This window comes from Roseixanthobacter finlandensis (assembly GCF_043195105.2).
GTDB lineage: Bacteria > Pseudomonadota > Alphaproteobacteria > Rhizobiales > Xanthobacteraceae > NCEH01.
In genome coordinates, this window is record NZ_CM195536.1 from 53890 (window position 1) to 80010 (window position 26121).

A 26121-nucleotide genomic window follows, 5' to 3' on the forward strand; every position below is an offset into this window, starting at 1 on the left:
GTGAACAATGGGCCGACGGCAGGGGGATTCGTGTCCGCTGGACTGGTGCAGATCGTCCAACGTCTTGCCCCGGGCGGTATTGAGGTGTTGGCGCTGGAACTGGCGCGCCGTTTGCCCGGAACCAACCCCATCTTTAGCCTGGACGGTGACACGCAGAGCCTTGTCGGCGCCTGGTCCGCTTTGGCGCACGCGGGGCCGGTGGAGGGGTTCGCCAAGGCGCCCGGCCTGCGCCCCGGCCTCGTCGTCTCGCTCGCCGCGCGCCTGAGGGCGCTGAAGCCGCGCGCGGTCCTGGTGCACCATATCGGCCCGCTGCTCTATGGCGGCCTGGCCGCGCGGCTGGCGGGGGTGCCGGTCCTTTCCTATGTGGAGCATGATTCCTGGCATTATGATGCGCCGCGTCAACGCACCCTCACTGCCGCCCTCGCGCGCATCGTGCGGCCGCAGGTGGTGGCGGTGTCGCAGGCCGTGGCCGAGGTGTCGCGCACCGTCATGCCCGGCGCCCCGGTGCGGGTAATCGCCAATGCCGTGGACACCGAGCGCTTTCAGCCCGCCCCCCGGGCCGCGGCGCGGGCCGCGCTCGGACTTCCGGCCGAGGGAGCGCTGGTGGGATCGGCGGGCCGGCTGGAGCCGGTGAAGGGCCACGACGTGCTGCTGCGCGCCATGGTGGAGGTTCCGCATGCCCGATTGGCGTTGATCGGCGAGGGCAGCGCGCGCGACACCCTGCGCCAGCTCGCGGACCAGCTCGGCGTCGCCGAACGCGTTCATTTCCTGGGGCATCGTGGCGACATGCCGCAGGTTCTCCCCGCCCTCGACCTGTTCTGCCTGCCCTCCCGCAACGAGGGCCTGCCCCTATCGGTGATCGAGGCGCAGGCCTGCGACATACCGGTGGTGGCGAGCGATGTGGGCTCCTTGCGCGAGGCGGTGTGCCCGGCCTCCGGCCGGCTGGTGCCACCGGAAGATCCCACGGCGCTGGCCGCCGCGCTCCGGGCCTCGCTGGCCACCGTCCCGCCGGTCCCGCCGCGCGCTTTCGTGAGCGCCCGTTTCTCCTGGGACCGGATGCTCGACGCCTATCGCGATCTCATGGCCGGGCGCCCACCATGCTGATGCTCCAGATCCTGTTCTGGGCGAGCGTCGCGGCCGTGGTCTATCACCATGCCCTCTATCCCGTGGCGTTGCGCCTGCTGGCGCGCCTGCGCCCGGCGCTGCCCGTTCCGCCGGTCCCGGACGCCGCCGCGCTGCCCGTCATCACGCTCGTCATTCCGGCCTATCAGGAGGCCACCTTCATCGCGCTCAAGCTGCGCGACTGCGCGCGCCTCGCCTATCCGCGCGACCGCCTGCATGTGATCGTCGCCTGCGACGGCTGCACCGACGGCACGGCCGATCTTGCCCGCGCCGCGCTGGCATCGAGCGAATGCGCGGGCCTGAGCGCGGAGGTGCGCGCCTTCCCGGTCAATCGCGGCAAGGTCGCGGTGCTGAACGCGGTGATCGCGTCCATCCCCGGCGGCATCGTGGCGCTGTCCGATGCCTCGGCCACCCTCTCCGCCGATGCCCTGATGCGCGCCGCCGCGCATTTCTCTCGGCCCGAGGTGGGGGTGGTGGCGGGCACCTATGCCCTGAAAGAGGCGGGCAGCGCCGGGGAGGCGAGCTATTGGGCCTATCAGACCGCCATCAAGGCCGACGAGGCCGCGCTCAGCGCGCCGTTCGGCGTGCACGGCGCCTTCTATCTGTTCCGCCACGCCCTGTGGGCGCCCTTGCCGGGGGACACCATCAATGACGACGTGGTGCTGCCCATGGCCATCGTCGCCGGCGGCGCGCGCGCGGTCTATGATGTGACGATCATCGCCACCGAGGAGGAGCGCAGCCGGCGTAGCCAGGAATTCCGGCGCCGGGTGCGCATTTCCTCGGGCAATGTCCAGCAGGCGGTGCGCCTGTGGCGGCTCGCGGACCCGCGCCGTCCGGGGCTTGCCTTCGTGTTCCTGTCCGGCAAGGCGCTGCGGGCGCTGGTGCCGGTGCTGCTGGTGGTGGCGTTCCTGAGCAATCTGGCGCTCGCCTTCGCGGGCATTGCGCTGTACCAGCTGCTGCTTGCCGGCCAGATCGCCTTCTATCTGCTAGCGGGCGTCGCCATGACGCATCGCGGCAATCTTCCCCGCGCGGCGCGGTTCGCGGCCTATTTCGTGGAAGGGCACGCGGCGGGGCTGGTAGGGGGCATGCGCCAGATCGCCGGACGGGACAAGGGACGCTGGCATCGGGCCGGGGGAGCGCAGCCGTGAGTTTCGACGAGGATTTCACCCATCCCATGGTGCGGCTGGGAAAGCGCGCGTTCGATGTCGCCGTGGGCCTGGTCGCGACGGCGGTGCTCGCGCTGGTGTTCCTGCCGGTGGCGCTGGCGATCAAGCTGACCTCGCGCGGGCCGGTGCTCTATCGCCAGCTGCGTGTCGGCGAGGCGACGCCCACCCGCACCCGCCTGTTCTATCTCTATAAGTTCCGCACCATGTATGTGGATGCGGAAGCGCGCACCGGCGCGGTCTGGGCTACCGTCAACGATCCGCGCGTCACGCCGGTCGGCCGCTTCATGCGCAAGACCCGCATCGACGAGCTGCCGCAGGCGCTCAATGTGCTGAAGGGCGAGATGTCGATCGTGGGCCCGCGCCCCGAGCGCCCGGCCTTCTTCGCCAAGCTGGAAACCGAGATCCCCTTCTATACCGAGCGCACCTTCGGCCTGAAGCCGGGCATCACCGGCCTTGCCCAGGTGAACCAGGGCTATGACGCCTCCATCGAGGACGTGCGCTCCAAGGTGTCGTATGACCATGCCTATGCCATGCGGTTGCTGGACCCGCTGGACTGGTTCAAGACCGACCTATGGATCATCCTGCGCACCGCCTCCACCATGGTGCTCGGCAAGGGGCAATAGGCCCGGCGCAACATAGCTTTTGATCTTGCCGCGTTCTGGGGGTAGAGGATCAGCCCGATTGTGAGCCCCATGAATTCCTCAGCTCCCCCTCCCGTTCTCGCCGACCTGCGCGCCGAGATCGACCGTATCGATGAGACCATGCACCGCCTCCTGATGGAGCGCGGCGAGATCATCGATCGCCTCGTCGCGGTGAAGCGCAGCCAGAGCGAAGGCTCGGCGTTCCGCCCCGCCCGCGAGGCCGCCATGATGCGCCGCCTCGTGGACCGGCACGCCGGCCTGCTGCCGCTCGACACGGTCGAGAGCATCTGGCGCGTCATCATCTCCACCTTCACCTATGTCCAGGCGCCTTATGCGGTGCATGCCGACCTTTCGGTGGGCGAGCCGCAGATGCGCGACAGCGCAAGATTCCATTTCGGCTTTACGACGCCGTTCGTGACCCATATGGGCCCGCGCGGCGTGATTGAATCGGTGGTGGCGTCCAAGGGCGACTTGGGCCTGCTGCCGGCCTCCGCTTTGTCCGGCGGGGATGCCTGGTGGACCGCGCTCGAAGGCGACCACGCGCCGAAGATCATCGCGCGCCTGCCGTTCGTGGAGCGGGAGGACCATCCCGCCGGCCTGCCGGTGTTCGTGGTCTCCCATCCCATCAATGATGCGGCCGTGACCGAGGTGGAGACCTGGAGCCTGCATCTGTCCGGCTGGAACGCACGGGCCGCCGGCGCGCTGGGCGGGCAGGGCGACATGCTGGTCGCCGCCGATCGCGTGCCCGGCCAGGCCGCCGTGCTGCTGAGCGTGCCCGCCGGCACCCGCGATGCGGCGCTGGACGCCCTGCGGCAGGCCGGCGCGCAGGTCGGTTCCGTCGCCCCCGTGGGCAGCCACGCCGCCCCCTATCGTCTTGGCGCGGACGGCACCCGCCGTTCGTGACCTGTGGAGTCGAGTATGTCCACCCCCGCGCAAAGCCCCCGTCTTCCCGTCCGCCCCGAGCCGCGCCCCGGCGTGCTCGACATCCGCGCCTATGTGCCGGGCAAGAGCCATGCGCACGGCGTCGAGAAGGTGTTCAAGCTCTCGTCCAACGAGACGCCCGTGGGTCCGAGCCCGCAGGCGCTGAAGGCATTCGCGGAAGCCGGCGCGCATCTGCAGGATTATCCCGACGGCACCGCCGGCGTGCTGCGCCGCGCGATCGGCCGCACCTTCGGCATCGATCCCGACCGCATCATCTGCGGCGCCGGCTCGGACGAATTGCTGAGCATGATCGCCAACACCTATATCGGGCCGGGCGACGAGGCGATCTATAGCCAGTATGGCTTCCTGGTCTATCCCATCGCCACGCTGGCGGCGGGCGGCCGGCCGGTTGTGGCGCCGGAACGCGACCATACCGCGAGCGTGGACGCCATTCTCGCGGCCGTGACGCCGCGCACCCGCGTGGTGTTCCTGGCCAATCCCAACAATCCCACCGGCACCTATCTGCCGTTCGAGGAAGTGCGCCGCCTGCATGCCGGCCTGCCGGGCAATGTGCTGCTGGTGCTGGACGCCGCCTATGCGGAATACGTCCGCCGCAATGATTACGAGACCGGGCTCGAACTCGCGCTGACCGCCGAGAACGTCATCATGACCCGCACCTTCTCCAAGATCCACGGGCTTGCGGCCCTGCGGGTCGGCTGGGCGGTGGGGCCGGCGGCGGTGCTCGATGCCATGAACCGCGTGCGCGGCCCGTTCAACATGAATACGCCGGCGCTTCTGGCGGGCGCCGCTGCCGTCGCCGACACCGCCCATGTGGATCTGGCGGTGGCGCATAATGACCGCTGGCTGCCCTGGCTCACCAGCGAGATCGAGAAGCTTGGCCTGAAGGTGACGCCGTCGGTCGCCAATTTCGTGCTGATCCATTTCGACGAGACGCAGGGCCGCACCGCCCACGACGCGGACGCATTCTTGAGCGCGCGCGGGCTGATCCTGCGCTCGGTCGCATCCTACGGCCTGCCGAATGCGCTGCGCATGACGGTCGGCACCGAGGAAGCCAACCGCCTGGTGGTGGAAGCGCTGGCCGCCTTCGTTTCGGGGACGGAGCGTTGAACGCGCCCCTCGTCGGCCGTCTCGCCGTCATCGGCGCGGGCCTGATCGGATCTTCCGTCGCCCGTGCCGCGCGCGAGAAGGGGCTGGCGGGAGAGGTCGTGGTGTTCGACGCCGACGCCGGCGTGCGCGAGCGGGTGCGCGCGCTCGGGTTTGCAGATGCGGTGCCGCAGAGCGTGGCCGAGGCGGTGCGCGGCGCCGATATCGTGATCGCCGCTGTGCCGGTGGGCGCCTCGGGCGCGGTGGCCGAACAGGTCGGGCCGCATCTCAAGCCCGGCGCCATCCTCTCCGACGTCGGTTCGGTGAAGGGGGCGGTGGTGGAGGCCATGGCGCCGTTCGTGCCGGCGCATGCCCATCTCGTCCCCGCCCATCCGGTGGCGGGCACGGAATTTTCCGGCCCCGAGGCGGGGTTCGCCAGCCTGTTCGAGAACCGCTGGTGCATCGTCACCCCGCCCGAGGGCGCCGATCCGGCGGCGGTGGAGACGCTCGCGGCGCTCTGGCGCGGCTTCGGCTCCAACGTGGAGCAGATGTCGGCGCAGCATCACGACCTGGTGCTGGCCATCACCAGCCATGTGCCGCATTTGATCGCCTATAACATCGTCGGCACGGCCGAGCATCTGGAGCAGACGCTGACCTCCGAAGTGATCAAATTCTCGGCCGGCGGGTTTCGCGACTTCACCCGCATCGCGGCGTCCGACCCGACCATGTGGCGCGACGTGTTCCTCTACAATCGCGAGGCGGTGCTGGAGATGCTCGCCCGCTTCAACGAGGATCTCATGTCGCTGCAGCGGGCGATCCGCTATGGCGACGGAGAGGCGCTGTTCCAGCACTTCACCCGCACCCGCGCGATCCGCAAATCGATCATCGAGCAGGGGCAGGAAACCGCCGCCCCGGATTTCGGCCGACGTGGCGGCGAGGGCGGCGCCGCTCAATAGAGCGGCGGAATGATCCCGACCGGGAATTTGCCGAGCTGGAGCACGCCTTCCTTCAGCAGCAGCGAGAAGGTGGCGCCCCGGCGCCCGGCGACGTCGCCGGGCTTTCCCGCTAGCGCCAGCGCGCCGACGATGGGCGCCATTTCCGGGGGAATGACACCGGTGCGCGACAGGTTCCGCGCCACCTCCTCGATGCCGGAAAAGCCCACGTTCACCGCGCCATTGAGGCGGCCGGCGGCATCGAGGGCGAGCGCGCCGGATGCGCTCACGGCGGCCTTCGGGGTGGTGATGGCGAGGGTATCGAGCTTCAGGATGCCGCCCGCGGCGGCCCACGCGCGCAGGCGATCGGTCACGGCCATGGGGCGGAAATCCTCGGCCGCGGTGACCGTGCCCTGCAGCTTCAGGTTCAGCGGGCCGGTGGCGCCGGCGGCGGCCAGCATGGCGCTTTCCCCGCCCTCGATGGAGGCGGCATAGTCGACGCCATCGGGCACGGCGGTGGTGGCCGGGTTGCGGCGGGCGTGGATTTCCAAATGTGTGGCGGAGAGCACCGGCAGCGCGTCGGCGCCGGCCGTGGGCACCCATTTCACATCCGGCTGGTCCACCACCAGGGCGAAGCGCTGGGGCCGGCCGCTTGTGTCGCCGATGCCGCTCATCTGGAGCAGGGTCCAGTTCGCCTCATAGATGCGGCCGGTCTTGGGGTCTTCCACCCGCGCGGGGGAGGCGAATTCTGCGACGATATGGTTCGGCGCCCACACCTGAGCCACCGCATGGGCCTTGGCGGCGCTGATGCGCAGCGGGTCTCCGCCCTTCGTCTCCAGCGTCGGCGACTGGCACAGCAGCTCGAAGCGGAAGGGGAAGCCGCCGAGGCTGCGCTCGCCGCAGTTCCAGATCCGGCCGAGGGTCTTCTCGCGCACGATCCAGGCGTCGATCTCCCGTTCCGCGCGGCTGGCGGCATAGAACCACAGGCCGCACCAGCCGATGGCGAGAATCACCACGAGAGCGAACGGGACGGCGACGATCCAGCTCTTGCGGCGACGCGGCGCGGGCGAAATATCGGTCATGGGCGTTCCTATGAGCAGTCCGGACGAAAATGCCTGCGCGAAGGGCCGGAAATACGGCCTGCCGGGACCCGCGGCGCGGGGGGCCCTTGCAGACGGTGAAAGACGCTGTTAGGCGACGATGAACGTTCCGTGTCAATGCCGGCCGGCGCCGCGATGATCTCCCCTACACAAACGCCCCACGACCATTGGGTGTTCGCCTATGGCTCGCTGATGTGGAATCCCGGCTTCGCATTCGCGGAGAAGGCGGAAGCGCGGCTGCTCGGTGCGCACCGGGCGCTCTGCGTCTATTCCTTCCATCATCGCGGCACGCCGGAACAGCCGGGCCTGGTGCTAGGGCTGGATCTCGGCGGATCCTGCCGGGGCATCGCCTATCGCATCGCCCCTGAGGACTGGGCGCAGACCCATGCCTATCTCACAGCGCGCGAGCAGATTTCAGGCGTTTATCGCGAGCGCGTGCGGCGGGTGCAGATCCTGGAGGGCGCGCGGCGGGATGTGGCGGCAATCGCCTATCTGGTAGATCGCGGGCATGCGCAATATGCGCGGCGGCTGGATCTGGAAGACCAGCTTCACCTGGTGCGGCGCGCGCATGGAAAATCCGGTCCGAACCGCGATTACGTGCTCTTCACCGTCCATGCGCTGGAGGCGATGGGCATCGCCGATTCGGGCTTGGCCTGGATCGCTCGCGGGCTGAATGCGGGCCGGGACTGAACGGCGCTCTGCGCCGTTCACGCGCCATGGGCGCTCCGCGCCGTTCACCCTCCAAAGGCGCTCCGCGCCGTTCAGGCCGCCTGGCGGCTCTGATTCGCGAATACGGGCGCCATCGAGGCGGGCGGGGGCAAGGCAAGGCATTCCTGTGCGGCCTGATGGGGCCGCAGGAAGCGCGCCAGGGTTTCCGGCACCTCTTCGCCGAAGACGTGCACGTGCACTTCCTCCGCCTTCATGCGCCGGGCGGCCCGCCGCGCCGGCTCTCCGGCCGGGCCCGCCCACATGGCGATGGGACCCGCCGGCGTGCGCCGTGCGACGATGGCGAGCGCGTCCGGATAGTCCGGCACCGCATCGGCGTCGTAGATGGAGAAGATGTGGCGTTGCCCGTCCGCGTCGCGCCAGAATCGATAGCGCGGGCCCAAAGGACCACCGGTCAGCCCGGAGAGCCGGCCGGCATCGAACAAGGGGATAAGGAGCGAATCAGTCGCGTTCATGAGAACGAAACTAGAACGGCGCGAATCCGCGATCAAGAGTTTTCCACAGGGCCGAATTATGGGGATAAATCGTCCCCGGCGGCGGCCGCGCTGCGGTCGATTGTCGGTGCGTTCGGGCCAAGCTCCTGCAATCCCTCTTCAAGCAGGCGGTCGGACGCGGTTTCGATGGTGTCCTGCATGCGCCTCAGGAACACCCCGCGCGGCAATCCGATGGGGATAACTGGCATGATCTCCACCCGCACCGTGCCCGGGCGGCGGATCAACTGGTTGCGCGGCCAGAACAGGCCGGAATTGAGCGCGATCGGCAGGCAGGGCGCCTTCAGGGTGGTGTAGAGGTGTGCGACGCCGAACTTATAGGCCGGCGGCGCGCCGGGCGGGCGGCGCGTGCCTTCGGGGAAAATCAGGATCTGGCGGCCCTCGGCGATCTTTTCCATCGCCGCGTCGGTCATGCCCCGCAGCGCCGAGGATCCCGCGCTGCGATCGATCGGGACCATCTCGGCCTTGGCGAGGAACCAGCCGAACAGCGGCATCGACATCAGTTCGCGTTTCAGGATGAACACCGGATCGGCGAACAAGGGCAGCAGCGCGATGGTCTCCCACGCCGACTGGTGCTTGGCGACCACCAGAAGCGGGCCTTCGGGAATATTCTCCCGGCCCGTGATCTCCACCTTCATGCCGACGACGACGCGCAGCTCCAGCATGACGAGGCGTACCCACAGCATGATGAACCGGTCCCACAGCGTGCGCCGGGGGAGAATGGCCATCAGCGGCAGCAGCAGGAGCATGACGAGAATTGTCGTGCTGTAGAACAGCACTTGGAACATAATCGACCGCAGAACAATCACGCTTCGTCCCCTGGCCCCGTCGTGCGTGCCTTTCGGCGGATCAGCGATTGGCCGAAACCTGCGCGGGCGCGGGCGGCGGTGAATCGAGTGGCGCAACCGCCTGGGCCGGGCGGATCTTGGCCTGCGCCATCATGTACTTCAAATATTCCTTCACGAGGAGCTTCACCATCTGCGGATCGCTCCACCATCCCCGTTCGCTCATGCGGTCGCTCACGACGGGATAGGCCACCAGCTCCACATCGGGCAGGGCACGGCCGAGTTCGAACAAAGCGCGCGGCATGTGCCAGGTGGAGGTGACCACCATAAGCGAGCGGAACCGCTTCGCGCGTGCCCATTCCGCCGCCTCGATGGCATTGCCCCAGGTGTTCAGGGCCTTGTGGCCGAGATCGACGCAGCAATCGAGCAGCGCTTCGCTCACCGGCAGGGCGCGGCGCAGCTCGCCGGGAGAGGTGCTGCGGTTGACGCCCGTGATCAGCAGCCGCTTGCCATGCCCCTCGGCCAGCAATTGCACGCCATCCGACACGCGCGACTGGCCGCCGGTCAGCACCACGATGGCGTCCACCGGCTTCAGCGCCACGGGCTCGCGGCCGGCGATGCGGGCGGTGAACAGAAAGAAGCCGCCCGCCAGCGCCAAGGTTGCGCTGCCGATCAGGAGCCCGACCGCGAGCGCCGCCATGCGCCGCCGCGACCGCCGCCGTCGCGCGTGCGAAACCGGGGCCTTCTCGGTGCTGGATCCCTTCTCGGTGCTGGATCCTGGCGCTGCTTCAGAAGCCATCATGGGTGCAGCATGTCGATGGAATAAGGCAGGGGCGAGGAGAAATTTTAAGCCGCCTCACTGGATCGTCCTCAACGTCCGGTAAACGGTCATGCGCGAGGTCAGCGCCGTGACGCCGGCCACCAGCAGCACCAGCACCGCGATGCCGGCGAAACCCAGCAGGCCGGGATACAGCCAGGTCAGGATTGAGGGGTTTTCCGGATCGCCGCCGAAGCCGAGGCGCGGCAGGCTGGCGATGGCCAGGAATATGGCGCAGGCGGACAGCCCGCCGAGCAGCCCGCCCTGCGCGCCGATCTTCAGGAAATGGCGCTGGAACTGGGCGGCGATGAAGCCGTCGCGGGCGCCGACGAAATGCAGCACCTCCACGATCGTGCGGTTGGTCGCGACCGCCGCCCGGGTGGCGAACACCACCGACAGCACGGTGGCGATGGCCACCAGCACCAAAAGTCCGATGCCGGTTGCCATCACGCCTTCTGCCATGGAGCCGAGCCGCCGCGACCAGGAGCGGTGATCATCAAGGCTCGCGGTGGGGATCTTGTCCGTGAGCGTGCGGCGCAGGCGCGCAAGGTCCGGGGTCTGGCTCGGATCGAGCCGCAGCACGATGATGCGCGGCACCGGCAGATCGGAAAAATCGAGCCCGGTCCCGAGCCAGGGCTCCAGCAGCCGCCCGGTCTCGTCCTGGCTCAGCACATGGACTTCGGCGATGCCGGGGGTGGCCTGGGCGATGTCGGTGGCGGCTTTCACCTGGGCATCCACCGCCGCCGGATCGCCGGCGCGGATCTGGATCGTCACTTCGCGCGCCACGTCGGAGCGCCACATGTCGGCGGTCGCCCGCACCGCCAGGACGGTGCCGAGGGTGAGGCTGGCGAGGAAGGTCATGATCGCCACCACGGCCACCAGCGCCCGGCCCGCGACGGTGGCGCGCGGCACGATGGAGCCCTGGGCCTTGCGGCTCGCCTTCTTGCGCGGCGGCGCGGGCGGGGCTTTCGTCTCCGGTCCGGCGGTTGGGAGGCTATTCATAGACATAGAGCCGCCCGTCCGCGATCACGAGGCGCCGCGCGTCGAACTGGTCCATGAGCGCGATGTCGTGGGTGGCCAGCAGCACCGAGGTGCCGGATTTGTTCAATTCCACGAACAGGCGCAGCAGCCTGCGCGCCAAAGTGGGGTCGACGTTGCCGGTCGGTTCGTCTGCCAGCAGGAATTCCGGTCGGCCGATCAGCGCGCGGGCGATGGCGGCGCGCTGCTTCTCGCCGCCCGAGAGCACGGGGGGCAGCACGTTCATACGGTCGCCGAGGCCGACCCAGTGCATCAATTCCGTCACTTCGGCGCGGTAGCTGGTTTCCTCCTTGCCGAGCACGCGCAGCGGCAGGGCGACATTCTCATAGGTGGTGAGATGGTCCAGCAGGCGGAAATCCTGGAACACGATGCCGATGCGCCGGCGCAGCACCGCCACTTCGTCGGGATCGAGCGAGGAGACGTCGCGGCCGAACAGGGTGATGAGCCCCCGCGTCGGCTTGAGCGAGAGGAACAGCAGGCGCATCAAAGTGGTCTTGCCGGCGCCCGACGGCCCGGTGAGGAACTGGAACGAATTGGGCTCGATGCCGAAGGTCACGTCCTTCAGCACCTCGGGACCCATGCCGTATCTCAGGCCGACATTCTCGAAGCGGACCAAAGCCCCCACCTTAAGCGAATCGGACGTCTTGCGCCCGCCAACCATAGACCGTGCCGGAGCGCGAGGCGAAAGGCCCTCGCATCCGGCGCTTGCAGGCCGAGTCTGGACGCTTGGCCGCGCCCGGTCCATGCTCGCACGAAATGAGAGGAACCATGTCGCTCCCTACGGTTAAAGTTCTGTTCGATGAGAACCGCATCGCCGCCCGCAATCGCGAACTGGCGTCCGAAATCGCTGCCCTGGAGCCGGAAAAGCTCCTGGTGGTCGCGGTGCTGAAGGGTTCGTTCATGTTCGCGGCGGACCTGATGCGGGCGTTGCATGGCTCCGGCCTGACGCCGGAAATGGAATTCGTGCACCTGTCCTCCTACCGCGAGGCGACCGTCTCCTCCGGCCAGGTGCAGATTTTGCGCGACGTGGAAAGCGACGTGCGCGACCGTGACGTGCTGCTGGTGGACGATATTCTCGAATCCGGCCGCACGCTCGCGTTCGCCAAGGATCTGCTGGCCGCGCGCGGCGCCCGGCGGGTGCTGGTGTGCGTGCTGCTGGAAAAGCCCGGCAAAAGGGCGGTGCAGATCGAGGCGGACCTCGTCGGCTTCGAGTGCCCGGATCTGTTCGTGGTCGGCTACGGCATGGATGTCGCCCACGCGTTCCGCCAATTGCCGTTCATCGGCCATATCGAGGGGCTGGAATGATGGCGTCCGCCTCGTCCGACCCTCGCGAGGCGGTCCAGAAGCGCGATCCCGCGCGCGCGGGGCACTGCCAAGCCTGGAGCCGGATCGCGCGCACGGATTAAGCTGCGTGAAGTCTTCGCCCGCATGCTGGAAGGCGGCTATCGGGCCCGGCGCGGCGGGGGCCACGGCAGGCGCGGCTTCAGCCCGCGACGTCCGGCCGGGGCCGAACGGGAGGGCGGGTCAGAAATTCTCCAGCAGGCGCTCGATATAATCGAGTTCGAGCTGGGGCCGGTTGGTCTGCTCCAGGCGGCGGCGCAATTCCTCCAGCACCTGGCGGGCGCGCTGGACGTCCACCTCCTCGGGCACCTTGACGGTATAATCGTCGCCATAATCCTGGCTGCGCAGGGGGCGGCCCATGGGGTCGGTGCGCTGGGCACCTTGGCCCGACGGACCGCCGGGACCCTGGCCGTTGGGATTGGACTGCTGGCCTTCCGCCATCGCCTGGGCGCCCTGGCGCAGGGCCTGGAGCGCGCGGCCCTGGGAATCCAGCGCGCCCTGGGCATTGCCCTCACCGAGCGCGCGCTCGGCATCGCGCATGGCCTGTTCGGCGCGGCCGAAGGCGCGGCCCGCGCGGCCGGTGGCACTCTCGCCGCCCTGGCCCTCTCCGCCTTGGCCCTCGCCCGCCTGACCCTGGCCCTGGCCCTGACCTTCGGCCTGATCCTGGCCTTGTCCCTGACCTTGGCCGCGCTGCTGCTGTTCCATGCGGCGCATTTCGTCGAGCATCTCACCGAGGCGGCGGCGCAGGCCCTCCTGGCCTTCCTGGAGCGGACCGAAGGCGCCATTCTCGCCCTCCTGCCCCTGTTCGCCGTCCTGTCCCTGCTGACCCTGTCCCTGCTGCTGGCGCTGCTTGTAGGTGCGGTCGCGCAGGCGCTGCTGCTCCTGGATCATATTGCCCAGCTCGCTCTGCCCCTGCTGCCCCTGTTGGCCGGCCTGGCGATTGCCCGGCTTGAGATTGTCCATCATGGCCTGGAGCTCATCGAGAAGCTGCTTGGCGGCATCCTTGGCGCCGCTGCGGGCGAGATTCTCGATGCGGTCCAGCATGCGCTGGAGGTCCTGCGGGCGGATGACGCGGCTGTTCTGGTCGAGCGGGCGGGCGTCGGCATTGCCGTTGCGCTGCGCCTCCTCGGCGAGCTGGCGCATCATCTTTTCCATGGCGGCGCGCAGATCCTGCGTGAGGCGCTTGATTTCCTCATCGCTGGCGCCGCGCTCCAGGGCATCGCGCAGGGCCTGCTGGGCGGCGCGCAATTCCTTCTGGGCGGCGCTCAGATCGCCGTCCTCGATGGCAAGCGCCATGTCCCACAGATAATCCACCACGCCGCGCAAATCGTCGTCGTTGCGGGCATTGTGCAGGCGCCAATAGGCGCTGCGCAGGCCGAGATACTGCCCCGGCGGGATGCCGAACTGGTCCGGCGCGAGCGCCAGGGCGGACAGCACATCCTGCACCTGCCGGCTCGCACCGGCATCCAGCGCGAGCAGCTGGCGTTCCTCGATCAGGGCGCGGGCGAGCGGCTTGGTGAAGGTGCGGGCGGGCAGGCGGAAGGTCTTGGTCTCGCTCTCGCCCGTATTGCCGGCCTCGTCCTCCACCTTCAGCGTCAGGTGCACCAAGGCGCCGGCCCAGGGATGGGCGACCAGGTCCTTCTGGGTCTGGGCCGCGCCGGTCTTGCTGCCGGCGCCGGGCAAGGCGAGGTCGAAATCGGGCGCCTCCACCAGCGGCTTTGCGGCCACCGGGGCGGGCGCGCCGGGACGCGGGAAGAAAGGCGGGGGCGGCGGTGCGGCCTGGAACACGGCGCGCGCGGACTTCGCGCCGTAATCATCCTCGACCCGATAGGCGAGCACGAGCTGGTTGCGCTGGCCGCCTTGGGGCTCCTTGGCGAAGGCGATGGTCGGCTTGGTGTCCGGCACCGCCGAGAACTTCCACGTTACGCTGCGCCGGTCCGGCCCGGCCAGCGAGATCGTGCCGGCCTGGCTGATCTCGAACCGCCGTTCTAGCGCCGGTGTGGCGGCCGGGGAGGGAGTCTCCGGCGGGTTCTGGGAGGCATCCTCCTGCGGTTTCAGTTCGGCGATCCCGCCTTCGATCTTGAGCGCCGAGGCGTCGAGCCCCACGGCGCGCACCACCAGCACGCTGCCGGCGGGCACCGACAGGGCGGTGGCCTGCAGGGTGGTGGGATCATCCGAACGCAGGCCCGGCAGCACCACCGGCGGACGGCCGGTATAGGCCGGCGGGTCCACCCAGGCATCCAGGCGATAAGGCGTGCGGATGACGGCGCCGGACCAGTCGAACGCGCTCTCGATACGGCTCCAGCGCTCGCCGCCGGCCAGGAAGAAGGTGGCGAACAGCGCCAGCACGGCGAGGGCACGGAAGGCGCGGGGATCGCGCGCGGCAAGCCCCGGCGCGGGCAGGCCAGCCTTTAGATTGCGCGCCGCCGCCAGCGTCTTCGCCACGTGGGCGCGCCACAGCGCGGCGCTGACGGGATCGTCGGCGCGGGTCGCGAGAGCATCGGAAATCGCGGTCGCCGGACGATGGGCGAGATGGCTCTCGCGGTCGAGGCGCGAAAGCGCCTCCTCCCGGCGAGGCCAGCGCATGTGGATGAGGGGAAAGAGGCTGCCCAGCAAGGCAAGGGAGAACAGCGCCACGCCGATCATGCGCGCGAGCGGCGGCATCCACAGCCACAGCCCGGTCCAGGATACGGCGAGGAACGCCGCGAGCACCACCAGGGCAGTCGCGATCACGGGCCATGCCCGCTCCCACGCCAGCACCCTGCGGGCGCGCAGCACCGCGCGATCAAGAAACGCCGTCGCGTTGCCGTCCGCCTCGGCTCGCGCGGGTCCGCGCGGCTTCTTCACTTCCGGTGTCCCGCTCACGCGACCTCCGAACACCAGCCCCAAAGGAAAGAGCTTAGCACGGCTGTCGGTCCTGGCCAGCGTGTGCGCTGCGGTGGGCGCTCACGTCTCGTTCAGAGGGTGCGTCGCGGTCGGGTCAGAGTCCCCAGCGCTCTGGTGGCGCCTGGCGCAACGCCGCGCGCTCGGCGGCGGCGATGTGGCGCACCGCCTGCGCCCGGCTGAGGAACGGGCCTTCTAGCGGCGCGCCTTCGGCGGAGACCACCCACCAGCCGGCATGCGCTTGCGGCGCCTGGCGAAAGCGGGGATGGGAAAAGGCGAGGCTGCCGGCCGGCGGCTGCACAGGGCGGGGGTGCATGGCTCACATCCCCCAATAATAAGGCGCGCGATAATAATCGTGCACGCGGGTTTCATAGTCGCGGTCCCAGGTCGGCTGGTCCTCGACGCCATAGGTCGGGGCGCCTTCCATCTGCGCGCGCGTGAGGCTCACCACATAGCCGCCCTGCGCGGGATCGTAATCCAGCGTCGACCACGGCAGCGGATGGTATTTCTCGCCGATCCCCAGGAAGCCACCGAACGACATCACCGCATAGGCCACCTGGCCCGAGCGCTTGTCGAGCATCAGATCGTGAATCGCGCCGAGATGTTCGCCGGCCGGATTGTAGACGGCGGTGCCAGAGACCTTGTCGCCGGCAATCAGGGACGTGGTTTCATCGCGAATGTCCATGATAGACCTCCTTGAAGGCATTTCTCCTTTATGAAACGTCCCGCGCCCCTCAATGTTCCGCTGCGGTGCCTGTGATGGATTGGGGCCGCACCTAAGAAAAACCCGGCGCGGGGCGCCGGGCTCTTCTCTTCAACGCGAATGGCCGGGCACTCTGCGGGGAGTGCTCAGCTGGGCGCGCTCAGGCGACCCAATAGCCTTGCAGGCCGTAATGGCCGTGCAACCGCTGTTCGGCGGCGCGGCGATTATCGAAATCCTGTTCGTCGGGCCAGGCCGGGGCGTCCTTCAATTGGTCGATGGTCACGCCGGTCACGTAACCGCCTTGCCGGGTGTCGTATTTCAGCGCGGCCCAGGGCAGGGCGTGATGATCACCGCCCAGGCCCAGCACGGCGCCGAAGGTGAGCACCGCATAGGCCACCCGGCCCGAGCGCTTGTCGAGCATTACATCGCTGATGAAGCCGATGTGCTCGCCTTCGGTATTGTAGACGTCGGTGCCGCTCACCTTGCTGGTGGAGATCAGCGACGTGGTTTCTTCAACGGGCACCTGGCGGGTATCCATGGGGTTCTCCTTTGCGGATATCTTCCCCAAGGAACACCGCAGCCGGCGGCGCGGTTCCGCTCATGCGATGCGCGACACGTGGTTGTCGAAGCGCGGGCCGCCGGTATGGCGGGCGAGGATGCGCGGTTCGCGATCCTCCACCGCGATCAAAATCACCTCGCCATAGCCGCTGGTGGCAAGGAAGCGCCCGGCCTCGGCGGTGGGCGCAAGGCCGCAGCCGTCCGGGAACGGCACGAAGCCGAGATAGCGCCCGGTGCGCTCCCAGAATGCCACCCGCCCGCCACGCGGGCTCGCCGCCGCCGCGATCCGCCCCGAGGCGTCGAGCGCCACCGAGCCGATATAGCCACGCAGGCCTATCCAGGCTTCGTCCGGGGCCTCATAGGCGGTGAGGCCGCGCGTTTCGTCGATGGCGAATAGCAGGGGTTTGCTGGACGGCACGAGCGAGATTTCCTGCGCCGCGATCACGGCCCCCGCCCCATCCCGCGCCAGATGGCGCAGGGAGAGCGTGGCGAGATCGCCGCCGGGCGCGAACACGGCGCGCGCACTGCCGTCGGGGCCGAGGATGGCGAGATTGGCGCCGGTCTCCTCGCAGCCCACGGCGGCGGGCGTGCCGGGTTCGACGCCGCCATTGGCAATGATCAGGCTGTCGCCCATGTGCAGCATGTCGTGCGGACCGGGGCCGCGCGTCGGCCATTCGGCGATGATCTCGAAGCGCCCCGCGAGGCTGCGCAGGGCCAGCGTGCCCTTATCGCTCGCGGGGTCGATCTCCACGGTGAGGAAGCCCGTGCCATCGGGCGTGAAGCGGCCGTGGCCGGAGAATACGCGCTCCCCGCCGGGGGCGAAGCGCGCCACTTCCTTGCCGGCGGCGCGGTCGAGCACCAGAGCCACCTTGCCCGGTCGGCGGCCCACGGCCACCGCGAGCGGTCCATGGGCGGCGGGCTCGATGGCATGCAGGCGGGTGGGGCTGAGGGCGAGCGGATCGGCCTCGAAGCCGCTGTCGAGGGCGAGCGGCGCGAAGCCGCCTTCCACTTGCCCGGTGGCGAGCCACCCCTCGGCGAGCGATCCTTGGGCGAGCGATCCTTGGGCGAGCGATCCTTGGGCGAGCGATGCGGCGAGTGTGCGCTCCTGCGCCGGGGAAAGCGCCTGCGCATGGGAGATTTCATGCGCGCGGGCGAGATCCAGGCGGGAGGCGGCGGCGAGGGCGCCGGCGCCCAGCAGCAGAGTACGGCGGGAGATCATGGCTCAATCCCCGTCCAGCGCATTGAAACCGAGCGGCACGCCGAGCTTCGCCGCAAGCGGGTCCACCACCGCCTTTTGCGCCGCCTTCACCTCGGTGACCGCGTTTTCCAACAGCTTGCGGCGCTTCGGATCGGCGGCGGCGGCGCCGAGGTCGGCGGGCAGGCCATCCACCGCCTTCTGCGCGGCGGCGAAGCGGGCGAGCACCTGGCCTTTCGCCGGCTCCGGAAGGTCGGCGGCGAGCTGGGTGCCGAGCGCATTGGCGCTCGTCACCATCTGCTGGAGAACGGCCGCCTCGCGGCCCGCGCGGCGGCCTTCGCCCGACTGGGGCTTGGCCTCCTCCAGCGATTTGCCGAGCACGGCGATGAGCCCCTGGTCCACCACCCGCTGATAGGCGCCGGCGAGATCGGTGAGGATCAGGCTCGGCACCTGGGCGGGATCGGGCAGGAACACCTTGTCGCCGGTGCCGCTCTTCACTTCCGCAAGCAGGCCGGCGGTTTCGGTGCCCCAACCGGTTCGGATCTCCTTGGCGATGGTTGCGAGATTGAGCGCGATGGCCGCGCCGAGCTGGCAGCGCCGGGCGGCCTGCGGCCCGCTGACCAGATCCTGCGCCGCATTGGGCTCGAACAGCACGCGCTCCAGCGCCGGCAGGCCCTGCACGGCAGCGCTGAGACGGGGGAAACGGTCCGCCTGGAGGCGGGCGTCGTCGGGGTCGGCCAGCAGTTCGGGGATCGAGCGGGAGACCGCGTTGCGCTTGTCCGGGAACAGGTTGAAGCGGTCCGCCCGCAGCGCCAGGATCACCGGGCCGAAGGTGACGAAGCTCACCTGCGCCCAGGCATCGCCGGCCGCGCGGAAATCGCGCGTGAGCGTCGCAACGCCCTCGGCGGTGGGTTTGGCGCAGAAGGCGCGCCAATCCTCGTCCTGCCGGGCGGTTAAGGCGGCGAGCGCGTCATAGCGCGGCAGCAGCCAGGTTTCGATCACCGGCACCGCATTGGGCGCCGCGCGGGCGGGAAGGCTGGCGGCGAGCGCGACGCCAAGCACGACCATGCCGGACACGAGCGCGCCGGATACAAGCGCGCGAAGATGGGACGGCTGGGACATTCGGGGCATGGCGCACCTCCGGGAAGCATCGTGCGAGGGGGTCTTGTCCCGGATCAGCGGGGCTTAGAGACCGGAAACATAGCGGATCAGGGCATCGCGGTCGCGGGCGGGCAGCTTGCCATAGCGCGCGAGAGCGCTTGCGGCCTCCCCGCCATGCCAGGCGAGCGCGGCCTTCACGTCTTCCGCGCGCCCGTCGTGCAGCAGGCCAGTGCCACGCGCCAGCGCCTGGGAAATCCCGGCCAGCGGCGCGGTACGCCAGTCCCGGCCGGCGACGGCGGGCGTGTCGAGCCCGTCGTCGAGGCCGGGGCCAAGGTCGTGCAGCAGCACGTCGGTGAACAGGGCCGCCGTGCCGCCGCCTTCCAGCGGCAGGCGCGGGCGGTGGCAGGCGGCGCAGCCGGTGGCGGCGAACAGGCGGGCGCCGGCGGCATCGGCGCGCGCGTCGGGCACGGGAAGATCCGCCACATAGGCCACGAGCGCGCTGAACAAGGCGGGCGAAATCTCGCTCTCGCCCTCCTGCGTCGTGCCGTGGGGTGCATTGCGACAGAGCGTCTGGGCAAGCGTGCAATCGCCCCACGGCTCCGGCAGCAGCGGCGTGGAGAGGCCAAGATCCAGGTGGAACGCCTCGGCGATCTGGCCGGACAGCGTGGGCTGGGCTGCCTTCCAGCCGAACCGGCCGAGGGTTTCGCGGCCATCGGCGCCGACCAGGCGATGGGCGCGGCCGCGCACGCCGTCGCCGTCGCGATCCTGCGGGTCCTCCAGCGCCAGGATGGCGGCCTGCGGCACCCGTTCCAGCAACCCGCGTCCGCGCAGGTCCGGCGCGAGGCGCAGGCGCGGCACCGTGTCGGGCGCGAGCGGACCGTAGGCGAGTGCGCTCAGCACCGGCGTGCGCGTGGTGCGGCCCGTGCTGTCGCGGCTTTCGCGGATTCGCACGATCGCCTCGGCATCGAGCCCCTGGATGGCCTCAGTCTGGAGCCGGGCGCCATAGACGGGATCGGGCGCGCCGCCCGGCCGGGCGAGCGCCACCACCAGCCCATGGCCGAGCGGCGTGCCCTCGGCGTCGAGACGCGCCGTGCCGCGCCCGTCCTTGGGATGGCAGGCACTGCAGGATCTCGCATCGAACAGCGGGCCAAGCCCGTCGTTTCCGCGCGTGGAGGAGGGCGCCGGCACCCAGGGCCGGTCGAACACGGCTTTTCCCACCGCGATGTCGAGCCCGTCGGCAAGGCTCGCCCCGGCGCCGAGCAGGCAGAGCGCGGCCGCGACCAGGAGCCGAGCCGGCACCCGGCCCATCAGGCGATGCTCACATAGCCCATCATCCCCGTCTCCATATGGTCGAGGATGTGGCAATGGAGCACCCAGTTTCCCGGCGCCGCGACGAAGGCGATTTCGGCGCTTTCGCGCGCCGCCAGCAGCACGGTGTCGGCATAATGGCGCGGCCGCTTGGACTTGCTGGCCGAGATCACGTCGAACACATGGCCGTGCAAGTGCACCGGATGCAGATGCTGGGTGGGATTGGTGAGGGTGATCACATAGGAGCGGCCGGCCACCAGTCGCGCGAGCGGCGCCGGCATGGGCTTGGTGCCGCCGGTGGGCCAGGAATTCTGGCTGATGGCCCAGAAGGTGCGCGGGCCGGTGCAATATTGATCCACCAGCGCCTTGGCAAGCGGATCGTCCGGCGGCAGGCCGTCGAGCACGTTGGCGGCATCGTCGGTGGCCTGCTGGAGGCTGAGCGAGAGCCGCTCCGCCTTGCGCAGGTCCGCCTTCGGCACGTTCGGCGGCGGCAGGGCGATGGGCTTGAACGGGCGCTTGCGGAAAGTCGAGGCGGTCGCCGCGATGCGCGCCAGCAGGAAAGGTTCGCCGCCGGTGCGGTAATCATAGATCGAGACGTTCTGCCCTTCGGCGGGCATGCGCACGTGCAGGTCCAGGCGCTGGGAGGAGCCGAGGTCGCAGGTATCGAAATCCGCGGGCGGCACGGCATGGCCGTCATAGGCGATGATATAGCCCTCGGCCTCGGCGGTGCCGACCTGCACGGTGCGGGTGGAATCCAGGTTGAGGATGCGCAGGCGCAGGTCCGCATGGGCGGGCGCCGACAGCCGCGCCGGGCCGACCCCGTTGACGCCGCGCACCGTGCCGAAGGTGCCGGCCTTCGAGGCGCCATCCTCGGTGAGGAAGGGCAGGAAGCTTCCGTCCGGCGCCAGCCGCCAATCCTTGATGACGAGCACATGCTCGGCCTGGAAGGGGAGCTTCTCCTCTTCCTCCACGATCAGCACTCCGGCGAGGCCGCGCCCCACCTGTCCGGTCTCGTCGCAATGGGGATGGAAGAAATAGGTGCCGGCGTCCGGCAGCGGCACTTCATAGGTGAATTGCCCGCCGTTCGCGGGGATCAGCTCCTGCGTCAGGCCGGGCACGCCGTCCTGCGGGTTCGGCAGGCGGATGCCGTGCCAATGGACGGTGGTGCCGACCGGCAGGCGATTGTCCACGGCGACCTTCAGCCGCGTGCCGCGCCGGGCGCGCACGATGGGGAAGATCGTGTCGTTGAAGAGATAGAGATCCTGCGCCTGCGTGCCCGGCCCGAGCAGGGTGCGCGGGCTGACGCGCGGCGTCAAAGCGAGCGGCTGGATCGGCGCGCGCGGATCGGTGGCCGCGGCGGCCTGCCCAAGGCGCTGCGGCAGGAACCCGGTGAGGGCGCCCGCCGCAAGGCCGGTTAAAAGGGTGCGCCGCGTGACCATTTCGCTCAGTTGGTTTTCACCTTGGACGGCGCGTCGAGGCTCTGGGAGCCTTCCACCTTGATCTTCACGCCGAGGGCGGCGACCGCCTGTTCCAGTGCGCGGGTCTGGGCCACCAGGGCGTCGATGCCGGCCTGGACGCGGGCATTGCCCTCGGTATTCCCCTCGCCGATCATCTGGTCATAGGATTCCTTGCCGCTGTCGGCGGTGTCCTTGATCGCGCGCAGGGCGGCGAGCGCGGCGTCCATGCGGCTCTTCACCGCCTCGGCGACCTTCGGGTCCTTGGCGGCCACGAGGTCGGCCACCGAGGGGCCCTGAACCACGTTGCCGTCGAGGCGGGTGTAGCGGCCGGTATAGATCGCGGCCATCCCCACCTCGTCGTAATAATGGGAATTGTGGGTGTTGTCGGAGAAGCAGTCATGCTCCTCCTCGGGATCGTGCAGGATCAGGCCGAGCTTCATGCGCTCGCCCGCCAGCTCGCCATAGGAGAGCGAGCCGAGGCCGGTGAGGATGACACCGAGGCCGGCCTTGTCGGACTTCTTCAGCACGAAGGCGCGCGCCTTGCCCTTGGCGCCCCAGTCCGCAACCATCTCCTGCAGATCGGTGACCAGCAGGTCGGTCGCAGCCTTGAGATACGCCGCGCGGCGGTCGCAATTGCCGTTGGTGCAGGCCTTCAGGTCATAGTCGGTGGCCGGGCGATTGCCGGCGCCGGCCTTGGTGCCGTTGAGGTCCTGGCCCCACAGCAGGAATTCGATGGCGTGATAGCCGGTGGTGACATTGGCTTCCACGCCCGCCGCCTCGGCCAGCGAGGCGATGAGCTTGGGATTGATGGTCGAGGTATCGACCATCTTCTTGCCAACCCGGATCTTAGTATTTGCGATGATGTTCGCCTTATAGAGCGGGTTTTCGTCCGACGTGTCGCCATAGGAGGGCGCCACATAGTCGATCAGGCCCTCATCGAGGGGCCAGGCGTTCACCTTGCCTTCCCAGGCATCCACCACCGCATTCCCGAAGCGGAAGCCCTCGGTCTGCTGGTAGGGCACGCGGGCGGCCTTCCAGGCGTCGCGCGCGGTGGCCAGCGTCGTGTCGGTTGGGGCGGCGAGGAAGGCGTTCACCGCGCCTTGCAGCGTCTTCGCCGCGCTCAGGCTGTCGCCATACATGGCCTCGGCCAGATTGGCGTAAGTGACGAGAACGTCTTTGACCTTGGGCGCCGGCGCGGGATCCGCTTTTGCGACAGTAATTGCGGACAGAGCCGCGCATCCTAAGGCAAAGATGAAAGTCTTGGCGCGTATCACAGCAAATGCTCCCGCGTCGCCAGGCAGAAATCGCCGGGCCACCCCGCATCAGACATAACCGAGGGGGAGATATCCCGCAAGTTGAGCGTAGAAAATTGGAATGACTACAGTCTGGATGCTTGAAGGCTGAGCCCCGGACGCGAGGGAAGGCGTCAGGCGCGGCGGCGCAGGATTTTCAGGCGCCCCAACAGCTCGGCCACGGCCTCCGGCGGTAGGACGGCGATTTCCTTGGCCAGCAGATTGGCGAGTTCGGTCGCCTCCGGCGTCAGTCCGGCGGTGTCCACGGTGACGCGGGGATGGGAGACCTCGGCCAGCCGCTGGAGGTCCTCCGCCTCGTCCCAGATCACGTTGAAATAGGCGATCACCCGCTGCACCAGCGGCCAAGTGGGGCGTCCGCGCTTGCCGTTCTCGAGCGCCGAGAGATAGGTCGGCGTCACGCCCACGGCATGGGCCATTTCGCTGAGTGTCACGCCCTTGCGGGCGCGCAATTCGCGCACCCGGCGCCCGAACGGGGTTATGGGCGCACGCTCCCAGCTCGCAGGCCTTTGGCCCGCCCGCTTGCTGCCCGGGTGCTTCCCTGCGCATTCATGGCAGCGGCTCGCGCGCGCCGCGCCGCCGGCGGATGCGGATATAGAGCGCGCCGTCGCCGCCATGGCGCCGCGCCGCGCTCTCGAAGCCCACCACATAGGGCCGCATGGTCGCATCGGACAGCCATTGCGGCACCGCCCGGCGCAGCACGCCGCGCTCCGGGGTGCCGGTCATGAACACGGTTTCCGGATCGCCCTTGCCGGTGATCACCAGCACCAGGGAATGGCCCGCAGCCTGCGCCTGCACCACGAACAGCAGCAATTGCCGGTGCGCCGCCGCCTGGGTGAGGCCGTGCAGGTCGAGCCGCGCATCCACTTCGCCGCCCCGCGTCAGGCGGCGCCGCACCTTGGGATCCAGCACCGAGAGCGGCGGCGGGGCCGGTGCCTCCAGCGCGCGGCGCGCGGCGGCGCTGCCGGTGGGCTTGAGGATGCGCATCTTCGTGGCGGGTGTTTTCGTGGCGGGCGTTTCGAGAACTGGCGCCGCCGGTTCGCTCGCGGGGGGCTCCGGCGCGGCGATCGGGGCGGGCGGCGGGGCGAGGGGACGCGGGGCGGCGCGCAGCGGGGCGACCGAGCGCACCACATGCTGCCACAGCTCCCGCTCTTCCGCGTTCAGCAGCCGCCTGCGGCCACGCCGACTCATGGCGTTTTCGCCCGCACTGGCTGGAGGCGCGGCACCAGCAGGGTGAAGGCGCCGGGATGGCGGATGCGCCCGGCCACCGCCGCCGCCTGCTCCCCGGCGCCGAAGAACAGATCCGCCCGCGCCGGCCCGACGATGGCGGAGCCGGTATCCTGCGCAATCATCAGCCGGCGGAAGGGATCAGCGCTGGTCGCGCGCGCCAGCGGCAGGGCGGCGTCGATGAAAATGGGCGTGCCATAGGCATGCAGCGCGCGGTCGATGGCGATGGAGCGGCCAGCCGTCAGCGGCACGCCCTGGGCGCCGAGCGCCCCCGCGTCGGCGGCGAGCGGCACCGCCCGGAAGAAGACGAACGACCGGTTTTCCCGCATCAAATCGGCACCGGCCTGCGGGTTCTGCTCGATGAAGCTGCGGATGGCGGCCATGGACATGGCCTCGCGCGGCACCAGCCCGCGCTGGATCAGCAGGCGCCCCACGGGCGTGTAGGGATAGCCGTTATGGCCATCGTAATTGAGCCGCAGCGCTGTGCCGTCCGGCAGGCGGATGCGCGCCGAGCCTTGGATCTGCATGAAGAACAGGTCCACGGGATGGGCGATATACGCAATTTCCAGCCCGCGCCCTGCCAGCGCGCCGTCCTCGATCTGCGCGCGGTCGTAATAGGGCACGAACACATCGCCGGCGCGGCGCACCGCGCCGCCTTTGTTGCTGCCCTGCGGCCCGGTGGGGATGAGGTCGGTCGGTCGGCCGTAGATCGGAACCTTGAAATCGCCCGTGGGGGTGAGCGCGCCGTCCAGCTCGGGTTCGTAATAGCCGGTGAGAAAGCCGGGCGGGCTCTTTTCCGGCACGATCCTATAGGGGCGGAAATTGGCTTCGAAGAACAGCCGCGCCACACCCGCCGAGACGGTTTCGGGCGCGAGCGTGCGCACCAGGCGGCGGGCATTGTCGCAGGTGATGCGCAGCCCTGGCACCAGCGCGGCATTGTCCGGCGGGCCGACCTCCGCCGGGCGGGCGCGCAGCGCGCCGCAGCTGGCGAGGAAGGTGGAGAAAGCCGCGCTTTGGTCGTCCTGCGCCCAGCCGGGCAGGGTGGCATAAGCCGCGCTCTCCAGCCGCGCGCCGGCGATTTCGGGACGGGCAACGGGCGCGACCAGTCCGGCGAGGTTGTTCGCCGTCGCCGGCGTGGCGCCGAGCCATGCCGCCAGGATGAGACCTGAGAGCGCATCGCGCTTTCGGGAGAGAAAAGCGCCTGCCGCGGCATTTTGCTGTGGATTGCGGCGCGCCCTCGATCCCGGCGCGCCCGGCGCCTCTCCGCTCGGGAGAGCGGAGGCGCGGTGCGGCGGAGCGGACGATGGGCGCGCGGGCGCCATGGGTGGGCCTTACTGCGCCGCTTCGGTGGCGACCAGCTTCCAATTGGGGTCGCGGGTGCCGAGGTCGCGCGCGAAGGTCCACACATCGGTCACGTCGGACACGCTGTCCGGGCTGCCGTCCGCCACCGAGCCATCCTTGGCGCGGGTCACCGAAATCAGCTTGGAGACGAAGCGCACCGTGACCTGGGCCGTGCGGCCGCGCACATTGGCGTCCAGCAAATCGGCGGTCTCGATGGAGACGAAGCGCGATTCCATGGTCTCGCCCCGGCTTTCGCGGTCGGCGATGGCGGCGATGAAGCCGTCATAAACGTCCTTGGCCAGCAGGTCCTTCAGCTGGCGGCGGTCGCCGTTCGCGAACGCGAGCACGATCAATTCATAGGCGCCCTTGGCGCCGGAGAGGAATTGCTTCGCGTCGAAATCCGGCTCGATGGCGACGATCTGGTCGAGCGCCTGGGCCACCGGCGAACCCTCGCTCGTCACGCCCTGCCAGCGGAAGCCGGGCGGGGCGTCGTCGTTCACCGGCGCGCGGGCGGGCAGGTCGCCGTTGCGCTCCGGCAAGGTCACCACATTGTCGGCTGGCGCCGGTGGCGGGCGCGTGGCATCGCGCGAATAGGGGTCATAGGGCGGCCGCTCCTTGCCGGTGCGCTGGCCGAGCACCGAGCGCAGGCGAAAGAAGATGAAGACCGCGAGGGCCAGGAAGATGATCGTGTAAATGTCGAGCACTGCGCTTCGCCATGCCTCCGGCCGCGCGGACAAGCCGCCACCGCCTCTGTTGCCGCCGCTTGAGACCCCTTGCCATCCCTAAGGACGCCAAGCGACCCCACCCCTGGGACACGACCGATCCTCGGTTCAGATGGATATCCTAACCGGCCG

General features: G+C 69.5%; 27 protein-coding genes. 8 read left to right on the top strand and 19 right to left on the bottom strand.

What is annotated here, in order from left to right; translation table 11 throughout:
- The first annotated feature begins 30 nt into the window (after nt 1–30).
- The 6 genes from V5G24_RS00375 to V5G24_RS00400 all read left to right on the top strand — a co-directional run bounded on the left by V5G24_RS00375 (nt 31) and on the right by V5G24_RS00400 (nt 5910).
- The gene (locus V5G24_RS00375; protein WP_394078468.1) at nt 31–1104 is read left to right on the top strand and encodes a glycosyltransferase; all 1074 of its coding nucleotides are present in this window, start codon (nt 31–33) and stop codon (nt 1102–1104) included.
- Nucleotides 1098–2270 carry a glycosyltransferase family 2 protein gene (locus V5G24_RS00380; RefSeq protein WP_394078470.1) on the top strand — a complete coding sequence of 391 codons (1173 nt, stop codon included), beginning with the start codon at nt 1098–1100 and terminating at the stop codon, nt 2268–2270. Before V5G24_RS00375 ends, V5G24_RS00380 begins: the two co-directional genes overlap by 7 nt.
- Nucleotides 2267–2911 (top strand): sugar transferase, encoded by a 645-nt coding sequence (locus V5G24_RS00385; protein ID WP_394078472.1) that lies wholly within the window; start codon nt 2267–2269, stop codon nt 2909–2911. The genes V5G24_RS00380 and V5G24_RS00385 overlap by 4 nt, the downstream gene beginning before the upstream one ends.
- Before the next feature lie 69 nt (nt 2912–2980).
- Complete coding sequence (locus V5G24_RS00390; RefSeq protein WP_394078474.1) at nt 2981–3832, top strand: chorismate mutase; 852 nt, start codon at nt 2981–2983, stop codon at nt 3830–3832.
- A gap of 15 nt (nt 3833–3847) precedes the next feature.
- On the top strand, nt 3848–4978 hold the full coding sequence (locus tag V5G24_RS00395; RefSeq protein WP_394078476.1) for a pyridoxal phosphate-dependent aminotransferase: 1131 nt from the start codon (nt 3848–3850) through the stop codon (nt 4976–4978).
- Entirely contained in the window at nt 4975–5910 is a 936-nt protein-coding gene (locus V5G24_RS00400; RefSeq protein ID WP_394078478.1) for a prephenate/arogenate dehydrogenase family protein, read from the top strand. The genes V5G24_RS00395 and V5G24_RS00400 overlap by 4 nt, the downstream gene beginning before the upstream one ends.
- On the opposite strand, the gene V5G24_RS00405 is transcribed toward V5G24_RS00400, so the two are convergent.
- On the bottom strand, nt 5904–6968 hold the full coding sequence (locus V5G24_RS00405) for a DUF2125 domain-containing protein (protein ID WP_394078480.1): 1065 nt from the start codon (nt 6966–6968) through the stop codon (nt 5904–5906). The genes V5G24_RS00400 and V5G24_RS00405 overlap by 7 nt on opposite strands.
- Nucleotides 6969–7121: 153 nt before the next feature.
- On the opposite strand from V5G24_RS00405, the gene V5G24_RS00410 reads away from it, so the two are divergent.
- Nucleotides 7122–7676, top strand: a complete 555-nt coding sequence (locus V5G24_RS00410; RefSeq protein WP_394078482.1) for a gamma-glutamylcyclotransferase — start codon at nt 7122–7124, stop codon at nt 7674–7676.
- Between the two features lie 71 nt (nt 7677–7747).
- Here V5G24_RS00410 and V5G24_RS00415 read toward each other — a convergent pair whose 3' ends face one another.
- The 5 genes from V5G24_RS00415 to ftsE all read right to left on the bottom strand — a co-directional run bounded on the left by V5G24_RS00415 (nt 7748) and on the right by ftsE (nt 11459).
- Nucleotides 7748–8203 carry a hypothetical protein gene (locus V5G24_RS00415; protein WP_509292275.1) on the bottom strand — a complete coding sequence of 152 codons (456 nt, stop codon included), beginning with the start codon at nt 8201–8203 and terminating at the stop codon, nt 7748–7750.
- 20 nt (nt 8204–8223) lie between these two features.
- Entirely contained in the window at nt 8224–9012 is a 789-nt protein-coding gene (locus V5G24_RS00420; RefSeq protein ID WP_394078486.1) for a lysophospholipid acyltransferase family protein, read from the bottom strand.
- 40 nt (nt 9013–9052) lie between these two features.
- Nucleotides 9053–9688, bottom strand: a complete 636-nt coding sequence (locus tag V5G24_RS00425) for a YdcF family protein (RefSeq protein WP_394078488.1) — start codon at nt 9686–9688, stop codon at nt 9053–9055.
- A 156-nt stretch (nt 9689–9844) separates the two neighbouring features.
- The gene (locus V5G24_RS00430; protein WP_509292276.1) at nt 9845–10807 is read right to left on the bottom strand and encodes a cell division protein FtsX; all 963 of its coding nucleotides are present in this window, start codon (nt 10805–10807) and stop codon (nt 9845–9847) included.
- Nucleotides 10800–11459, bottom strand: coding sequence for a cell division ATP-binding protein FtsE (ftsE, locus tag V5G24_RS00435; RefSeq protein WP_348844549.1), 660 nt, complete (start codon nt 11457–11459; stop codon nt 10800–10802). The genes V5G24_RS00430 and ftsE overlap by 8 nt, the downstream gene beginning before the upstream one ends.
- A gap of 152 nt (nt 11460–11611) precedes the next feature.
- Between ftsE and hpt the strand changes: the two genes are divergently transcribed.
- Entirely contained in the window at nt 11612–12148 is a 537-nt protein-coding gene (gene hpt, locus V5G24_RS00440; protein WP_394078492.1) for a hypoxanthine phosphoribosyltransferase, read from the top strand.
- Nucleotides 12149–12367: 219 nt separating this feature from the next.
- Here hpt and V5G24_RS00445 read toward each other — a convergent pair whose 3' ends face one another.
- The 13 genes from V5G24_RS00445 to V5G24_RS00505 all read right to left on the bottom strand — a co-directional run bounded on the left by V5G24_RS00445 (nt 12368) and on the right by V5G24_RS00505 (nt 25971).
- Nucleotides 12368–15049, bottom strand: a complete 2682-nt coding sequence (locus tag V5G24_RS00445; protein WP_394078494.1) for a TIGR02302 family protein — start codon at nt 15047–15049, stop codon at nt 12368–12370.
- Nucleotides 15050–15164: 115 nt separating this feature from the next.
- Nucleotides 15165–15383: a hypothetical protein gene (locus tag V5G24_RS00450; protein WP_394078496.1), complete on the bottom strand. Its 219-nt coding sequence runs from the start codon at nt 15381–15383 to the stop codon at nt 15165–15167.
- Between the two features lie 3 nt (nt 15384–15386).
- Entirely contained in the window at nt 15387–15752 is a 366-nt protein-coding gene (locus V5G24_RS00455; protein ID WP_394078498.1) for a PRC-barrel domain-containing protein, read from the bottom strand.
- 178 nt (nt 15753–15930) lie between these two features.
- Nucleotides 15931–16308 carry a PRC-barrel domain-containing protein gene (locus V5G24_RS00460; protein WP_394078500.1) on the bottom strand — a complete coding sequence of 126 codons (378 nt, stop codon included), beginning with the start codon at nt 16306–16308 and terminating at the stop codon, nt 15931–15933.
- Between the two features lie 60 nt (nt 16309–16368).
- Nucleotides 16369–17547, bottom strand: a complete 1179-nt coding sequence (locus tag V5G24_RS00465; protein WP_394078502.1) for a DUF1513 domain-containing protein — start codon at nt 17545–17547, stop codon at nt 16369–16371.
- Between the two features lie 3 nt (nt 17548–17550).
- The gene (locus V5G24_RS00470) at nt 17551–18654 is read right to left on the bottom strand and encodes an imelysin family protein (RefSeq protein WP_394078504.1); all 1104 of its coding nucleotides are present in this window, start codon (nt 18652–18654) and stop codon (nt 17551–17553) included.
- A 54-nt stretch (nt 18655–18708) separates the two neighbouring features.
- A complete protein-coding gene (locus V5G24_RS00475; RefSeq protein ID WP_394078506.1) occupies nt 18709–19932 on the bottom strand; it encodes a di-heme oxidoredictase family protein in 1224 nt (407 codons plus the stop codon).
- Nucleotides 19932–21371, bottom strand: a complete 1440-nt coding sequence (locus V5G24_RS00480; protein ID WP_394078508.1) for a multicopper oxidase family protein — start codon at nt 21369–21371, stop codon at nt 19932–19934. The genes V5G24_RS00475 and V5G24_RS00480 overlap by 1 nt, the downstream gene beginning before the upstream one ends.
- Before the next feature lie 5 nt (nt 21372–21376).
- Nucleotides 21377–22660, bottom strand: a complete 1284-nt coding sequence (locus V5G24_RS00485) for an imelysin family protein (protein ID WP_394080289.1) — start codon at nt 22658–22660, stop codon at nt 21377–21379.
- A 155-nt stretch (nt 22661–22815) separates the two neighbouring features.
- Nucleotides 22816–23181 (bottom strand): helix-turn-helix domain-containing protein, encoded by a 366-nt coding sequence (locus tag V5G24_RS00490; protein WP_394043958.1) that lies wholly within the window; start codon nt 23179–23181, stop codon nt 22816–22818.
- Nucleotides 23182–23248: 67 nt separating this feature from the next.
- Complete coding sequence (locus V5G24_RS00495; protein WP_394078510.1) at nt 23249–23890, bottom strand: Smr/MutS family protein; 642 nt, start codon at nt 23888–23890, stop codon at nt 23249–23251.
- Nucleotides 23887–25248 (bottom strand): murein transglycosylase A, encoded by a 1362-nt coding sequence (gene mltA, locus V5G24_RS00500; RefSeq protein WP_394078512.1) that lies wholly within the window; start codon nt 25246–25248, stop codon nt 23887–23889. The genes V5G24_RS00495 and mltA overlap by 4 nt, the downstream gene beginning before the upstream one ends.
- Before the next feature lie 9 nt (nt 25249–25257).
- Nucleotides 25258–25971, bottom strand: a complete 714-nt coding sequence (locus V5G24_RS00505) for a Tim44/TimA family putative adaptor protein (RefSeq protein WP_394078514.1) — start codon at nt 25969–25971, stop codon at nt 25258–25260.
- Nucleotides 25972–26121 lie beyond the last annotated feature (150 nt).

What these genes read in the sequence shown, in the direction of transcription:
- V5G24_RS00465 (WP_394078502.1), bottom strand. Translation starts at nt 17,547, where the DNA reads ATGATCTCCCGCCGTACTCTGCTGCTGGGCGCCGGCGCCCTCGCCGCC.
- V5G24_RS00380 (WP_394078470.1), top strand. Translation starts at nt 1,098, where the DNA reads ATGCTGATGCTCCAGATCCTGTTCTGGGCGAGCGTCGCGGCCGTGGTC.
- V5G24_RS00495 (WP_394078510.1), bottom strand. Translation starts at nt 23,890, where the DNA reads ATGAGTCGGCGTGGCCGCAGGCGGCTGCTGAACGCGGAAGAGCGGGAG.
- V5G24_RS00470 (WP_394078504.1), bottom strand. Translation starts at nt 18,654, where the DNA reads ATGCCCCGAATGTCCCAGCCGTCCCATCTTCGCGCGCTTGTATCCGGC.
- V5G24_RS00395 (WP_394078476.1), top strand. Translation starts at nt 3,848, where the DNA reads ATGTCCACCCCCGCGCAAAGCCCCCGTCTTCCCGTCCGCCCCGAGCCG.
- V5G24_RS00455 (WP_394078498.1), bottom strand. Translation starts at nt 15,752, where the DNA reads ATGGACATTCGCGATGAAACCACGTCCCTGATTGCCGGCGACAAGGTC.
- V5G24_RS00430 (WP_509292276.1), bottom strand. Translation starts at nt 10,807, where the DNA reads ATGAATAGCCTCCCAACCGCCGGACCGGAGACGAAAGCCCCGCCCGCG.
- hpt (WP_394078492.1), top strand. Translation starts at nt 11,612, where the DNA reads ATGTCGCTCCCTACGGTTAAAGTTCTGTTCGATGAGAACCGCATCGCC.
- V5G24_RS00410 (WP_394078482.1), top strand. Translation starts at nt 7,122, where the DNA reads ATGATCTCCCCTACACAAACGCCCCACGACCATTGGGTGTTCGCCTAT.
- V5G24_RS00390 (WP_394078474.1), top strand. Translation starts at nt 2,981, where the DNA reads ATGAATTCCTCAGCTCCCCCTCCCGTTCTCGCCGACCTGCGCGCCGAG.
- V5G24_RS00460 (WP_394078500.1), bottom strand. Translation starts at nt 16,308, where the DNA reads ATGGATACCCGCCAGGTGCCCGTTGAAGAAACCACGTCGCTGATCTCC.
- V5G24_RS00450 (WP_394078496.1), bottom strand. Translation starts at nt 15,383, where the DNA reads ATGCACCCCCGCCCTGTGCAGCCGCCGGCCGGCAGCCTCGCCTTTTCC.
- V5G24_RS00475 (WP_394078506.1), bottom strand. Translation starts at nt 19,932, where the DNA reads ATGGGCCGGGTGCCGGCTCGGCTCCTGGTCGCGGCCGCGCTCTGCCTG.
- V5G24_RS00425 (WP_394078488.1), bottom strand. Translation starts at nt 9,688, where the DNA reads ATGGCGGCGCTCGCGGTCGGGCTCCTGATCGGCAGCGCAACCTTGGCG.
- V5G24_RS00480 (WP_394078508.1), bottom strand. Translation starts at nt 21,371, where the DNA reads ATGGTCACGCGGCGCACCCTTTTAACCGGCCTTGCGGCGGGCGCCCTC.
- V5G24_RS00405 (WP_394078480.1), bottom strand. Translation starts at nt 6,968, where the DNA reads ATGACCGATATTTCGCCCGCGCCGCGTCGCCGCAAGAGCTGGATCGTC.
- mltA (WP_394078512.1), bottom strand. Translation starts at nt 25,248, where the DNA reads ATGGCGCCCGCGCGCCCATCGTCCGCTCCGCCGCACCGCGCCTCCGCT.